Below are 15,665 nucleotides of genomic sequence, written 5' to 3'. Positions count from 1 at the left end.
AATAGATAATAACTATTTAATAAAATAGATTAATAAAAGGGAAATAAAAACATTAAAAATTACGAAAGATATAGGTATATATTTTGCAAATAGATAAACTAAGAACTAAAAATTTTAAATGTTACAAAAATTGGTTCGAAATCAATTTTAATAAAGACATGAACATATTGGTTGGGAATAATGGGGCAGGAAAAACAACCATTTTAGAAGCAATTAATCTAGTTTTAACAGGTTATTATAAAGGTAAAAACATCAAAAATAATATATCTCAATACTTATTTAATAATGATGTTGTAAAAGAATATATTAATGAAGTTTCTGATGAAAAATCGCCAGATCTACCTGAAATTATAATAGAAGCTTATTTGAGTGATGATATACCTGAATTTTTAGGTGATAATAACTCATTAAAATTAAAAAATAAACCTGGTGTAAAACTATCTATTCATTTTGATGAAGCTTATGGTAAAGAATATTCCTTGTTAGATAAGAAAAATTTAATTTCGTTACCATTAGAATATTATACTGTTACTTGAGAATCTTTTTCTAGACAAACTATTACAAGTAGAAGCATACCCTTAAAAGCTTCATATATCAATGCTAATGCAAGTCGTAATGGCTCTAATTTGTATGTAGATAGCGTAGTTAAAAATATGTTATCTGATAGCGATATTGTAAATATATCGCAAGTATATAGACGAGTTAATGATCGATTTTTACAAGAATCTAATATTCATGAAATTAATAATAGGATAAGAGAAGGCACCGGAAACAACTATTCTATAACGGTTAATTACGGTAACAACGATTCGTGATGAAACAATATTGCAACGCAGTTAGATGATGTAATATACGACAATATAGGTCAAGGAAATCAGTGTATGATGAAAACTGATTTGGCTATAAAAAATATAGATGATAAAAAAAGAGTATTATTGTTTGAAGAACCAGAATGTCATCTGTCAAATTCATATCTAAATAGAATCATTTATAATATTGAGCAAGCTAGGGACTCGAAGCAAGTTTTTATTACTACGCATAGTAGTTTTGTAGCAAATAAGTTAGGTTTATCTTCAATAATTATGGTAAATCAAAATTTGTGAACAAGCTTTTCCAGTCTAAAAAAAGATACTTTTGATTTTTTTAAAAAGATATCAGGATACGATACCTTGAGAATGATTCTTTCAAAAAAAGTTGTTTTAGTTGAAGGTGATTCAGATGAATTAGTTTTGCAACGAGCTTATTTAGATAGAACTAACAGACTACCAATACATGACAATATAGATATTATTTCGGTAGGAACTTCGTTTTTAAGATTTCTTGAAATAGCTGAAAAACTAAATATTAATACTATCGTTGTAAAAGATAACGATGGAAAAGTGTCAACTTTAAAAAATAGTTTTAAAGAATATTTAGATGAAAATCAAAAGGAGTTTATAAATATATGTTACGACATTGAAGAACATGATTACAACGGAAAAATTGAGAACTATAACAATAATACATTAGAACCATGTATAATAAGAGCTAATTCGCTTCATAGTTTAAATAAAATTTTAGATAAAAATTTTGAAAATGAAGACGATCTTTGTTTATATATGAAAAATAATAAAACATCTGTAGCATTAGCCATCTTTAACAATCCTGAAAAAATAAATTATCCCCAATATATTAATGATGCAATAGACTTGCTTTGTAAAAAAGATGATTAGATATGTCTAGTAGATTGTATATTGCTGCTGCAGGTGCTGGAAAAACTCATAAAATAATAGAAGAGGTTATTAATACTAATGAAAAGGTATTGATTACAACTTATACAATAAATAATACTAATCAAATAAGAGATAGAATTAAAAAAAAGTTAGGTTACATACCTTCGAATATTATTATATGCACTTGGATGAGTTTTTTGCTAAACGAATGAATCTATCCATATCAAGGCATTAAATTAGAATGTAAGATAAAAGGGATTATTCTTGATAATAAGGATAATAATAGATTTTTAAGTAGAAACGACATTAAATATTATGTAAAAAATGGTAAGCTGCATAATGAAAAAATCTCTGATTTTGCTTGTTTATTGAATGAGTTAAATGGAGAAGAAGTAATAAATCGTATTAAGAAAATTTATAGCAAAATATACGTAGATGAAGTTCAAGATTTAGTTGGATACGACCATGAAGTTCTAAAAAAACTTATTGATAGTAATGTAGATGTAGTAATGCTAGGGGATCCGAGGCAATGTGCATTTGCAACACATAACACGCGCAAGCATATTAAATATAAGAACGGAAAGATAAAAGAATTCATCAATAATAATTGCAAGGGTAATATTATAGTAGATGAAACTACATTAAATAACACTCATAGATGTAATGATCAAATAACACAATTAGCAAATTTATTGTATCCCGAAATGAAGGCTGTAGAATCGAAACGCAAGTGCGATAAAGACGATGAAGGAGTCTTTCAAATTGACGAAAAAGATGTATCTTTATATCTACAGAAATATAATGCGGTACAACTTCGATTTAGCGCAAAAGTTAAGGTTGCGGATAAATATCCTGTATATAACTTTGGTGAGTCGAAAGGGTTAGAGTTTGAGAGTGTATTAATATATACAACCAATGATTTTGATGAATGGATTAATGATGTCAACTATAAGTTAAAAGAACAAACTAGAGCAAAATTTTATATTGCAATAACTAGAGCAAAACATAGAGTGGTAATAGTGAATAAAGGGAAAATTAAAAATGATAATATCAAATTTTTTCCTTTCGATAAAATCTAACCTACACAAAAAATATAAACATAGGAATATTAAGTAGAAGGTGAAGGTACCCTCCCCGAATAACAAACTTTTCGGAGGTATTTTTTTATGTTAAATTCAGCTACAGATTCAAGAAAAAAGTAGTGGAAACATGTTTAAAACAAAATTTGAAATATTATCGAGTATAAAAGCGGTTTAATTTAAAATCGATATTGTTAATAAATATCTGAGTAAATATCTGTAAAAGATTAGGCGTTGATTACCTAAGAAATAACAAGAAATACACTACCCGTTCATTCTATAGAAACTGTATACAGTTTCAACAAGGAATATCACCTATCAAGAGCTATCCTTTGAGTATAGAATTCATAGTTCATCAACCTTTTATCAATGAGTTAATCATTTTAATAGGCGCAAACCGCAAAGATTACTTGAAGGTAGTCGGGATAGAAAATGCACTTTGAAAAAATCTGAAAACAAGAAAAGAAAAATAAATTATGATGAATTAAATGAGAAAGATCTTTCAGATTTGTCTGACAAAAAATAATTGAATTCTATAAGAGAAAACTTTACTTAGCTAGATTGGAAATAGACTATTTAAAAGTCTTAAGGAGATTGAGAAAGGATGCTATGCAAAAAGAAAATGAAAAAGGTACTTAGCATCGTAAATGTCTAAAAAAGACACAAATTAAAACGCCTTCTCTAGATTTCTAACCTAACAAAATCTACTTATTTTTATTGAAAAGATAATGAAAATAAATCTAATAAAGATGAAGAAATAGAACAAAAATTCTAAAAATACTCGCTAATCATAAGGTTTATGGTTATAAAATAAAAGGATATGTGCAGAATTAAGAAACGACGGCGAATTAATAAAAAAAGAGGGTTAAGCGAATAGTTCAAAGCTTGGATTACAAGTAACAACTTTTAGTAGAAAAAGTCGTAAATATTATTCACATAAAGGTAATGTTGGAAAAATTGCGCCTAACAGAATTAATAGACGTTTTTCAACAAACATTCTTGATCAAAAATAGCTATAGACACAACAGAATTCAAGTATTATGAAACAGATTTGAAAGGTAATAAGATCATTCAAAAACTATATTCAGATCCATTTATCGATATGTGTAATGGTGAAATTATCAGTTATTCAATTAGTAAACAACCTTCTTCACAGAACATAATGAATGTATTGAACAAGGTGATTAAGGTTACTTCAGAGGTTGTTCTTATCGTAGAACCTTTCATTCAGATCTAAGTTGGGCGTATTAGATGAAGAGATATTCCGAGAAACTAAAAAAGCTAAAATTTTTCAAAGCATATCTAGAAAAGATAATTGTTTAGATAATGCTTTTATAGAGAATTTTTTTTGCTATTCTCAAGCAAGAAATTTATTACGATAGAACCTACAATAGTTATTCAGAACTAAAACGAACTATAGATAAATATATTAAATATTACAATGAAGATAGAATAAAACACAGACTCGGATTTAAGAATCCTGTTTAGTATATAAATAATTTAATTACTAAACAAAAAATAGCAGCGCTTGATGTGCTGCATTAGGTCTGTGTTTTTGGGGTACCTTCAGAGAAATTAAATGTATAAAATTTTTTATGAATTCTTCTTTATTAAAGATAATAGTTGTCATTCGATATCAGAAGTTCAACACGAATATAAAATAAAAAATGGAGACATATCTTATTTTAGAGGAAGAATGTTTTGTCCTGAATGTAAGATAGCAGGACTATCATTCACACATAAAACATCAAGAAAAAGAGAATATTTATCAAAACTACCCTCATCAAATCATGAAGAAGGATGCTCGTATTCATACATATATGAAAAAACGGATCAAATTAAAGATTTTTTAAAAGGGTATAGTGAAAAGAAAATAAGTGACAAACTAGAAGCAAGATTGAATACATTGTTGAATATACGTATAGATAATGAAAAATTAAATGAAACTTATGTAACTGGTTTGAATCATGAACATTCTTTTATAGATATATTTAATAAGGAAAAAAGAAAATATATAAGAATACCTACAAAAAGCATTAATAGACCTCTAAAACCTGAAGATAACGAAAAAGAATTTATATTTTATGGAACTGTTAAATTAGATGTTGAAAAAGTAATTCCAAAAAATAATAAAACATCAAAAGATATAAAATCAAATAATAATGTATTTTATAACCTAATACTAAAAACACAAAAAGCAAATAATGAATGAAAATATAAAACAAAGGTTTGAAGATTTATAAATAAAGACGATATAGACATAAATGCTAAATATGATATTGCAATACTTGGAAAATATACAACGAATTATAACGGTACAATAAAACCAATATACCAAAACTTTGTAAAATATCGAAAATTAGAAACAGATTAAAGTAATCTAGATAATAAATAAAAACAACAATTTAAGTGTTGTTTTTATTTTGTGTTTAGTTAAATTAATTTCGTAATTAAATAAAAAATAAATAAACCGTCGTGTTTAATTTTTCTGTTTATGTCTTGTATGTTTATAACTTGTTCCGACCAATCTTAGTTTATTCTTCTTCTTGTTGTTGTTTATGTAAAGATTAATAAATCATAATATTTGATTTTTAATAATACTGTTTACCTTCCAAAAGATTTAATTTTTGGTTCATTGTAATTTGATATTTTTAAATAAAAAATAATTGATAAATTTCTTCTTTTTGCCAAATATTTACATATAAAATAATATAAAGCAATATACATAGGTAAGGATCAAATGATTAATAAAGAACAAATATTGAATGAGTATTATTCAAAATTAGATGAAATATCTAAACACTCATTAAATGATGATCAAAAACAATTAATTAAAGATATTTTAAAAGCTTTAATAAATCAAGAAAATTGTGATGAAGAAAAGTTTGTTAACGCTTATCAATTATTAATAAAGAGAGTAAAAACAGGTTTTGTTTTTGATATAGCACCAAATGCTAATAACACCACTTATACTTACTTATCTAAAAACGAAGATAAGTCAGTTAAAGGTAAAATGTCTGATAAAAATACTTTAATAATTGGCGAAAATTATGATGCGCTGAAATCTCTGATTTTCATCGAAAATCAGAGAGAGAGAGAGAGAGAGAGAGAGAGAGAGAGCAATAATTACTTATATGATGTAATTTATATTGATCCTCCTTATAATACAGAGCACGCTGCTAAAGAGGGTAACGGTGTAGCTGATGATAAAGAAAATAAAGAAAACAAAAAGTTCATTTATAGAGATAAGTTTAGTCGCAATGGTTGATTAAATATGATGCAAGAGCGATTAGTTCTAGCACGTAAACTTCTTAAAGAAGATGGTGTTATTTTTGTATCAATTGACGATAATGAACAAGCATACTTAAAAGTGTTGATGGATGATGTTTTTGGTGAAGAGAATTTTGTTGCGAACATAACTTGAATCAAAAAAGTAGGTCCTGGAAGTAACACATCAACTATCCATAAAATAGTTAGTAACTGTGAATACATCCTTGTTTATTCGAAAAATTTAACTATATCTAATTTCAATTATAAGAAGCATGATCAAGAAAAATTGAAAAAATTAGGATATACGAATAAGGACAAATATTTTGAAGAAAGAGGTGCATATAAATTAACTGACTTATTCAGACCATCATCTTCAGGAAGTTTTAAATACCAAGAAAGCCTAGATTACCCAATAAAAGCTCCTGATGGTTCGGATTTCTATTTACATGTAAACCTTATTAAACCTAAAAGCGGTTGTTATACATGAAGTAAGGATACCTTTGATAAAGGTAATGAATTAGGTTTTATCGAAATAAAGAAAAATAATTCTGGATACTGACAAGCATATAGAAAACAATATCAATATGTAAAATTTTCTCCTAAAGATGAAAAAATAATCTATGAAGTAGCTGGTCAAGATTATGAAAACTATATTGATGAAAAAATATTTTCACAAAAAGGTGGGAGCGAAATGATTGAAATCTTTTCTGACAAAAACATATTTGCGTTTCCTAAACCAGTAGATTTAATCAAATATTTATTAAATATATGCGCAAATAAAAATGCAAGAGTTTTAGATTTCTTTGCTGGCAGTGGAACAACTGCTCATGCAGTTATGCAATTAAATTGCGAAGATGGTGGAAACAGAACCTTCACATTAGTAACTAATAATGAAAATAATATTGGTTATGGAATTACCTATGAAAGACTTTACAGAATAACTCAAGGTAAGGGTACTAACAATGAAACATTTAAATGGTTAGATGAAAATAAACCATATGATATCGGTTTTGATCTTTATGATGTTCAACAAATAGATTTAAGTATTTCAAGTAAGAATAATATTAAGGAATTCGAATCTAATGTTGTTAAAATGCTTAAGAATTTCGGGTTAGAAAAACCAGAAGAAATCGAATTAATAAAACTTAGAGCGCTTAAATCTTTATCTAATAACTAGAATAAATTTAAACATTCAACTTATTAAAAAATTGCTTTATAGATTTCAAAGTACATATTAAAGCTTTTGTTATCGATAACATTAAAGATTAGGCATCAAAATTTCTTCTTTTTGTGAAAAATTTACATATAAAATAATATAAAGCAATACACATAGGTAAGGATCAAATGATTAATAAAGAACAAATATTGAATGAGTATTATTCAAAATTAGATGAAATATCTAAACACTCATTAAATGATGATCAAAAACAATTAATTAAAGATATTTTAAAAGCTTTAATAAATCAAGAAAATTGTGATGAAGAAAAGTTTGTTAACGCTTATCAATTATTAATAAAGAGAGTAAAAACAGGTTTTGTTTTTGATATAGCACCAAATGCTAATAACACCACTTATACTTACTTATCTAAAAACGAAGATAAGTCAGTTAAAGGTAAAATGTCTGATAAAAATACTTTAATAATTGGCGAAAATTATGATGCGCTGAAATCTCTGATTTTCATCGAAAATCAGAGAGAGAGAGAGAGAGAGCAATAATTACTTATATGATGTAATTTATATTGATCCTCCCTATAATACAGAACACGCTGCTAAAGATGGTAATGGTATAGCTGATGATAAAGAAAATAAAGAAAACAAAAAGTTCATTTATAGAGATAAGTTTAGTCGCAACGGTTGACTAAATATGATGCAAGAACGACTAGTTTTAGCTAGAAAACTTTTGAAAGAAGATGGTGTTATATTTGTGTCTATAGATGATAACGAACAGGCTTATTTAAAAGTTTTAATGGATGATATTTTCGGTGAAGAAAATTTCGTTGCTACTATTATATTTAATAAAACCTCTCAAGGAAGAACATTAGGAACGGGTTTTAAAAGAACACATGAATTTATTCACTGTTATTCTAAATCTATAAAAAACTTTGAATTAAATCTAGAAAAATACGGCAATATTGATAAATATAAATTAGAAGACGAATTTAGCAAATACACAATAACTAATAAGTTGAATTCAATTAATTCTTATTTAGAAGATAACAAAAAAAGAGGTTACACCATATATTGAAACGAAAAAACTCAAGATGCAAAAGTCTTATACGAGTATGATTTCAATACTTTAGAATATTCCGAATCATACAACCAAGATTTAATTAATAAAGGTTATATTCCGATTAGACCAGGTCTAAGAAAAAACAATAAAACGGTGTGAAACTGATCTGAAGAAACTTTCTTATCAAAATACAAAACTGAAATAGTTTTTAAAAAGGATTCGGAAGGAAAAGTTTTTCCTTTTATAAAAAACAGAATCAAAGATAAGACGAACCCCTTTACAATACAGGTTTTTGATTCAAGAAAAACAGGAATCGGAATATTAACTGATGTACTAGATCATAACGAATTTGAATTTGCTAAGCCTATGGATTTAATTAAATGAATAGTTGACAGACATCCAAATAAAAATGCAAGAGTTTTAGATTTTTTTGCAGGGAGCGGAACAACTGCGCATGCAGTTATGCAATTAAATCGTGAAGATGATGGAAACAGAACTTTCACATTAGTAACCAATAATGAAAATGATATAGGCTATGAAATTACCTACGAAAGAATATATAGAATATCTCAAGGTAAAGGTACTAACGGAAATACATTTAAATGATTAAGTGAAAATAAACCTTACAACATAGGATTCAGTCTTTACGATGTAAAACAAATGGATTTAAGTATTTCAAACAAGAATAATATTAAGGAATTCGAATCTAATGTTGTCAAAATGCTAATGGATTTTGAGATAGAAAAACCGGAAGAAATTGAACTAATAAAACTAAGGGCACTAAAAACTATTTCAAGTAAATAGAATGCTAAAAAAACGCTATATTTGCAGTTTATTTGTAATTTAACAGATGCATTATTCTTATCTTTTAAATCAGTTTAAAGTTTTATTTAAGTAACCAACAAAATGCCTCTTAGAAAGAAAAGTTTATATTGTATTTTTTGTTATATTTAGAATAAATATTAATATGAAAATTCTTCTTTTTACGAAAATTTAACATATAAGATAATATAAGAAGTTCTACAAATTATGCCCAAAATGATTAATAAAGAAGTAATGTTAAATGAATATTACTCAAAGTTAGATGAGATATCAGAAACCTCATTAAATAATGACCAAAAAGAATTAATTAAAGATATTCTAAAAGCTTTGATTGATCAAGAAAATTGTGATGAAGAAAAGTTTGTTAATGCTTATCAATTATTAATAAAAAGAGTTAAAACAGGCTTTGTTTTTGACATAGCACCAAATGCTAATAACACTACTTACACATACTTATCTAAAAATAAAGATAAGTCAGTTGAAGGTAAAATGTCTGAAAAGAATACTTTAATAATTGGTGAAAATTACGATGCACTGAAATCTTTGATTTTTATTGAAAATCAGAGAGAGAGAGAGAGAGAGAGAGAGCAATAATTACTTATATGATGTAATCTATATTGATCCCCCTTATAATACAGAATCAGCAGCTAGCGACGGTAACGGAGTAGCTGATGACAAAGAAAACAAGAAAAATAATAAGTTCATTTATAGAGATAAGTTTAGTCGTAATGGTTGACTTAACATGATGTAAGAGCGATTAGTTTTAGCTTGCAAACTTTTAAAAGAAGATGGCGTTATTTTTGTATCTATAGATGACAAAGAACAAGCCTATTTAAAAGTTTTAATGGATGAAATTTTTGGTGAAGAGAATTTTATAGCGTCAATAAAATGAAAAAAAACCAAAAAACCTTCAGGGAATACAAATATAAATAAATATCTAATAGATATTCAACATGAATACATTCATTGTTTTGCAAAAAACAAAGCTAATATTAATTTTAATTATCATGTTTATTCTGATGAAGAGTCTAAAGAAAAAGATTATATATTGAAAGATGAATGATTCGAGGAAAGAGGACATTATAAACTTAGTCCCTTATGACGTACTAATTCTGGATCATCTTTTAAATATCAAAAAACTTTAGATTATCCAGTAGATGCTCCTGATGGAAGTGTTGTAACTATTTGAAGAAATGAAAATAAATCTGATGACGAAAAAATGTGTTACACATGAAGTAAAAAAGTTTTCGATGTAGGGCAAAAATTAGGTTTTATAGAATATGTAAAAGAAAAAAACGGAAAATGATCAGTTTATAGAAAAATATACGAAAAAGTTAAATTCGATACTAAGAATTTGGTTATAAAAGAAGCCCAAAATGGAGTTGCTTACACAGATTATTACGATGATAAAACTACAGATTCATCTGCAGGCACATTAAGATCAATGAATTTAAGTTTTAGCTTTTCTAAACCATACGAATTAATCAAACATTTATTAAATATTGTTAAAAACAAAGATTCTAGAGTATTAGACTTTTTTGCTGGTAGTGGAACAACAGCGCATGCTGTTATGGACTTAAATCTAGAAGATGGTGGGAATAGATCATTTACATTAGTTACTAACAATGAAAACAATATTGGTTATGGAATAACTTATGAAAGACTTTATAGAGTATCACAAGGTAAAGGAACTAATGGAGAATCATTTGATTGATTAAAGAAAAACGATCCATATAATATCGGGTTTAATATTTACGACGTAAAACAGATGGATCTTAGTATCTCAGGCAATAAAGATATCAAAGAGTTCGAGATGAATGTTGTAAATATGCTTAATGATTTTGGGTTAGAAAAACCAGAAGAAATCGAATTAATAAAACTTAGAGCGCTTAAATCTTTATCTAATAACTAGAATAAATTTAAACATTCAACTTATTAAAAAAATTGCTTTATAAATTTCAAAGTACATATTAAAGCTTTTGTTATCGATAACATTAAAGATTAGGCATCAAAATTTCTTCTTTTTGTGAAAAATTTACATATAAAATAATATAAAGCAATACACATAGGTAAGGATCAAATGATTAATAAAGAACAAATATTGAATGAGTATTATTCAAAATTAGATGAGATATCAACAAGTTCATTGAATAACGATCAAAAACAATTAATTAAAGATATTTTAAAAGCTTTAATAAATCAAGAAAATTGTGATGAAGAAAAGTTTGTTAATGCTTATCAATTATTAATAAAGAGAGTAAAAACAGGTTTTGTTTTTGATATAGCGCCAAATGCTAATAACACTACTTATACATACTTATCCAAAAACGAAGATAAGTCAGTTAAAGGTAAAATGTCTGATAAAAATACTTTAATAATTGGTGAAAATTATGATGCGTTGAAATCTCTGATTTTCATCGAAAATCAGAGAGAGAGAGAGAGAGAGCAATAATTACTTATATGATGTAATCTATATTGATCCTCCTTATAATACAGAACACGCTGCTAAAGAGGGTAACGGTGTAGCTGATGATAAAGAAAATAAACAAAATAAAAAGTTCATTTATAGAGATAAGTTTAGTCGCAACGGTTGACTAAATATGATGCAAGAACGACTAGTTTTAGCTAGAAAACTTTTGAAAGAAGATGGTGTTATTTTCGTATCAATTGATGATAAAGAACAAGCATACTTAAAAGTGTTGATGGATGAAGTGTTTGGTGAAGAGAATTTTGTAGTATCAATGCCATTTATTTCTAATAGTAAAGGTAGACAAGCTAATGTAGATTTTGCTAAAACTCATGAATATATTTTGGTTTATAAAATGCCATTCTTTACTTTTAATAGTTTAAACTCTGAATACATTAATTCGTTAATGCCGAATGTTTATAATAAAAGAAAAAATAATCCTAAAGAAGATGAAAATGGAGAATATTTATTACTAAATTCATTGGAAAATTCTAATTGGAAATTTAATAATAAAACTAGACCAAAATTACATTACCCAATATATATAAACTTTGATAAAAAATATTATCTTACGCTGGTTAAAACAGACAAAACTATCCACACCTTATGACCAAAAACAAATGATGATGGTTTATCTAAAGTATGAAGATGATCTAAAGCAAAAGTTGAAAAAGATATTGATGACTTAGAAGTTGTTGTAAAAAATAATGAATATTATATCTTTTCTAAGAAAAGACAACTTGATTTTATAGCTAGATCTTTGATTATGGGACCGAAATTAAATAATAAATCGGGTAATGATCTTTTGGGAAATATTGTAAAACTTCCTCAAAACTCGGAATTTACAGCAAAACCTTTAGATTTATTAATATTTTTATTGAAACTACATTCGAATCAAAATGCTAGAATTCTTGATTTTTTTAGTGGTAGCGGAACAACCGCTCATGCAGTTATGCAATTAAATTGCGAAGATGGGGGAAACAGAACTTTTACATTAGTAACTAATAATGAAAATAATATTGGTTATGGAATTACCTATGAAAGACTCTACAGAATAACTCAAGGTAAGGGTACTAACAGTGAAACATTTAAATGATTAGATAAAAATGAACCTTATAACATTGGGTTTAATTTTTACGATGTTCAACAAATGAATTTAAGCATTTCAAGTAAGAATAATATTAAAGAATTTGAATCTAATATCGTAAAAATGCTTAAGGATTTTGGATTAGAAAAACCGGAAGAAATCGAATTAATAAAACTTAGAGCTCTTAAAACTATAGATAAGGAACAACATGAATAAACAATTTATATTAAGTAAAGTTCAAGAAAAAGCTGTTAATCAATTAGTTGATTATTGAGTTAATAAAGAAGATAAAATAAAGAAAGTTTATTTTAAAGCTCCAACCGGAAGCGGAAAAACTTTCATGATTGCTAATGTGATTGATAGAATAATCAATAAAAATGAAATTAAGAATAAAAGAGAATTATTCTTTATTATTGCTACTCCATCTAGTGCTGATTTACCTAAGCAATTAGAAACTAAATTAAATGATTACAAAATCTATTTAAGTAATACTGATTTAGAAATAGATTTTCAAGATTCACCAAGTTCATCTAAAACTAAAACTGAAAAAGATTTCATATTACTCCCTAAACATAAAAGAGTGATGATTTTTGGTAAATCAAGTTTTGGGGATGGAAAATTATTTACTGAAAGAGGAATAATTGATTCATTATTCGATGACATTAAGAATAATGATAACTTAGACTTAATTTACATAAGAGATGAAGCGCATATTGGTGTTGAGAAAAAGAATTCTAAAGATGTAGAAGACTTTGAATCAAAAATAGCTAAAATTGCATCATTTAGCATTTTTATGACTGCAACTCCAAAAAAAGAAAGTGAAGTTGTAGAAATAACTGAAGAAGAATTGTTTGCCGATGAAACAAAACTTTTAAAATGAGATCAACATTTTAATGAAGGAATTCCTGAAGATGATGAAATTGATGATGAAAGAATTCTAAGAATTGCTTGTGAAAAATTTAAAGAAATTAAATCTCAATACGGATCTAATGACAATCCAGGGTTACTAGGGACTAATCCTGCCATGTTGATTCAAATCAAAAATAAGAGCTCTAAAGAAGAAGAATCAACTATACAAAAATTGCTGCAAAAATATATCAGTGTTGTTGAAGAATTCGGTTTTAGTTGAGTTAAATATTTTTCAGAAGATAAATCAACAAACGATTCAAATATAAGAGAAGTTGTAACTTTAAAAAACCTTTCTAAGAATAATTCTGGTGTAGATGTTATCTTTATTAAAATTGGACCAGCTACAGGTTGAGACATTCCTAGAGCCACTATGCTAGTTCAACTTAGAGAGATATTTTCAGATTCTTTAAATATCCAAACTATAGGTAGAATAAAAAGAAATCCAAATCCTAGATATAAATTTGAAAAAGATAATATAGCTTTTAAATATTGAATTTATTCAAATTTTAAGAATCATGGAATTGTTAACCAACAAAGATGAACTCTTAAAAAACCTTACAAACAAAAACTATTTCCTGTTGGTAAAATTGATACTTCAAATCTAGAAAAAACATTTAATAAAGCGGAATATATAGATAAAATTACTAAAATCTTATCTAATAAAGATAACTTTTTATCAAGACAAAATGAGTTGATAAATTACTATAAAAATCATAATTACTTAATAAGAGAAGAAAAACAATACGCGATAGACAATAAGGATAAGACCAGCACTAGAATAATAAGTAAAATCTATGATAAACTAGATTTAAAATTATTTATAAACGAAGCTGTAGAACAAAATAAAGCATACTTTATTTTGGATCAGAAGAACTATATAGATCTATCATATGATGAAATTCAAAAAACAACTGATGAAATAGATGAAGGTTTATACAAATACATTGTCATAAAAGATTATTTATCAGATATAAAATCACATTATGCTTCTTGCAACAAAATACAAGAATTCGATAAAAAAGTGATTTTATCTTATGAAAGCATTCCTAATGAAATGTTTGTAAATACCGATAAGCCTAAAACTGCTGTAATAGATGAAATTAAAGAATTGTTTGTTTATGAACAAAATCAGGACAAACAAAATAATCTTTATTTAGATTCATCTAATGAGAAAGAATTCATTAAGATTCTTAAAGGTTTAACTAGTAATCAAAATTTAGATTACATTTGATCGGTAAACCCTGTTTTCAAAGGATTAAATTTTCAATTTATAGATTGTTCTAAGAAAGACAAACCTGCAGAAATTAAAGATAGTTTTCCTGACTTCTTTTTTGTAATAAAAGATCGTCATTTCTTATTTATGGAAATAAAAGATGATAAAGATACAGGTGAATTATCTAAACCTGAAATGTTATTGAATTATTATCAAAAATATGTTGAAACCTTTAAAGATAATTTAATTGCTAAAAAAGATAACAAAACATTAACTATGGTAATTTATAGACCTAGTAAAGACAGTTCTGGAAATGGATCAATGGAAGGGTTTAGTACCATTGAATCCGTTAATGAAAAATTGAATGATGAGAATGTAGGATTCAAACGCCTAAAAGCTTTATATGATGAAATAAAGAAATTTTAGATAAATTGAAACAAGTTTAATATTTTATTAATGTTTTCTTAATTTTAAAACTTTGATAAATCAACTAGGAGTTACTTTTTATTGACTAACTAATTTTAATTGTTATTGAATTAAGTTTCTTATCCAATTTATATTTTTGCCTTACTAAAAATACTTAATACATTTTTAATTTCTAATTTTGACCTTAAAATTATTACAATCTAGTGTTTTGTTTTATAGTTTAAGTTTTTTCTATCAGCATTAATAAACATCCTAGTTAAGGATCTTACTAAACAATACATCTATGAATTAGCATATAAGGATTTTGTGTAAGAAAATAATTTAACAATTGATTTTAATACCTTCCTTATGCCAACAGTTGAAAATGAAGAAATTAAAATAAGAATAACAATAATCGATATATTTAGCAATATAGGTAATATTAACCTTTAAGATATCCAAATCATTTTA

13 protein-coding genes are annotated in these 15,665 nt (G+C 26.2%); all 13 read left to right on the top strand.

Features of this window, described 5'->3' with window-relative positions; genetic code table 4:
- Positions 1–83 precede the first annotated feature (83 nt).
- The 13 genes from NMG68_RS03560 (at position 84) to NMG68_RS03505 (ending at position 15,215) form a co-directional block, all read left to right on the top strand.
- On the top strand, positions 84–1,712 hold the full coding sequence (locus tag NMG68_RS03560; RefSeq protein WP_255034595.1) for an ATP-dependent nuclease: 1,629 nt from the start codon (positions 84–86) through the stop codon (positions 1,710–1,712).
- A gap of 2 nt (positions 1,713–1,714) precedes the next feature.
- Positions 1,715–2,791 carry a UvrD-helicase domain-containing protein gene (locus NMG68_RS03555; protein WP_255034594.1) on the top strand — a complete coding sequence of 359 codons (1,077 nt, stop codon included), beginning with the start codon at positions 1,715–1,717 and terminating at the stop codon, positions 2,789–2,791.
- 1,341 nt (positions 2,792–4,132) lie between these two features.
- On the top strand, positions 4,133–4,279 hold the full coding sequence (locus NMG68_RS03935; RefSeq protein WP_392391127.1) for an IS3 family transposase: 147 nt from the start codon (positions 4,133–4,135) through the stop codon (positions 4,277–4,279).
- Positions 4,280–4,370: 91 nt separating this feature from the next.
- Positions 4,371–5,165, top strand: a complete 795-nt coding sequence (locus tag NMG68_RS03550; RefSeq protein ID WP_255034593.1) for a hypothetical protein — start codon at positions 4,371–4,373, stop codon at positions 5,163–5,165.
- A 366-nt stretch (positions 5,166–5,531) separates the two neighbouring features.
- Positions 5,532–7,238: a site-specific DNA-methyltransferase gene (locus tag NMG68_RS03545; RefSeq protein WP_255034592.1), complete on the top strand. Its 1,707-nt coding sequence runs from the start codon at positions 5,532–5,534 to the stop codon at positions 7,236–7,238.
- Between the two features lie 167 nt (positions 7,239–7,405).
- Complete coding sequence (locus NMG68_RS03540) at positions 7,406–7,777, top strand: type III restriction endonuclease subunit M (protein WP_255034591.1); 372 nt, start codon at positions 7,406–7,408, stop codon at positions 7,775–7,777.
- Positions 7,719–9,095, top strand: coding sequence for a site-specific DNA-methyltransferase (locus NMG68_RS03535; protein WP_255034590.1), 1,377 nt, complete (start codon positions 7,719–7,721; stop codon positions 9,093–9,095). Before NMG68_RS03540 ends, NMG68_RS03535 begins: the two co-directional genes overlap by 59 nt.
- A gap of 225 nt (positions 9,096–9,320) precedes the next feature.
- Complete coding sequence (locus tag NMG68_RS03530; protein WP_255034589.1) at positions 9,321–9,707, top strand: type III restriction endonuclease subunit M; 387 nt, start codon at positions 9,321–9,323, stop codon at positions 9,705–9,707.
- Complete coding sequence (locus NMG68_RS03525; protein ID WP_255034588.1) at positions 9,667–9,864, top strand: hypothetical protein; 198 nt, start codon at positions 9,667–9,669, stop codon at positions 9,862–9,864. Before NMG68_RS03530 ends, NMG68_RS03525 begins: the two co-directional genes overlap by 41 nt.
- A 6-nt stretch (positions 9,865–9,870) precedes the next feature.
- Positions 9,871–11,025 (top strand): site-specific DNA-methyltransferase, encoded by a 1,155-nt coding sequence (locus NMG68_RS03520; protein ID WP_316242950.1) that lies wholly within the window; start codon positions 9,871–9,873, stop codon positions 11,023–11,025.
- 168 nt (positions 11,026–11,193) lie between these two features.
- Entirely contained in the window at positions 11,194–11,565 is a 372-nt protein-coding gene (locus NMG68_RS03515; protein WP_255034587.1) for a type III restriction endonuclease subunit M, read from the top strand.
- Positions 11,504–12,883, top strand: a complete 1,380-nt coding sequence (locus NMG68_RS03510; RefSeq protein WP_255034586.1) for a site-specific DNA-methyltransferase — start codon at positions 11,504–11,506, stop codon at positions 12,881–12,883. Before NMG68_RS03515 ends, NMG68_RS03510 begins: the two co-directional genes overlap by 62 nt.
- Entirely contained in the window at positions 12,876–15,215 is a 2,340-nt protein-coding gene (locus NMG68_RS03505; RefSeq protein ID WP_255034585.1) for a DEAD/DEAH box helicase family protein, read from the top strand. Before NMG68_RS03510 ends, NMG68_RS03505 begins: the two co-directional genes overlap by 8 nt.
- Positions 15,216–15,665: the final 450 nt, after the last annotated feature.

Source organism: Mycoplasma bradburyae, assembly GCF_024338845.1.
Lineage (GTDB): Bacteria > Bacillota_I > Bacilli_A > Mycoplasmatales > Mycoplasmoidaceae > Mycoplasmoides > Mycoplasmoides bradburyae.
This window is presented reverse-complemented; position numbering and strand designations above follow the sequence as displayed.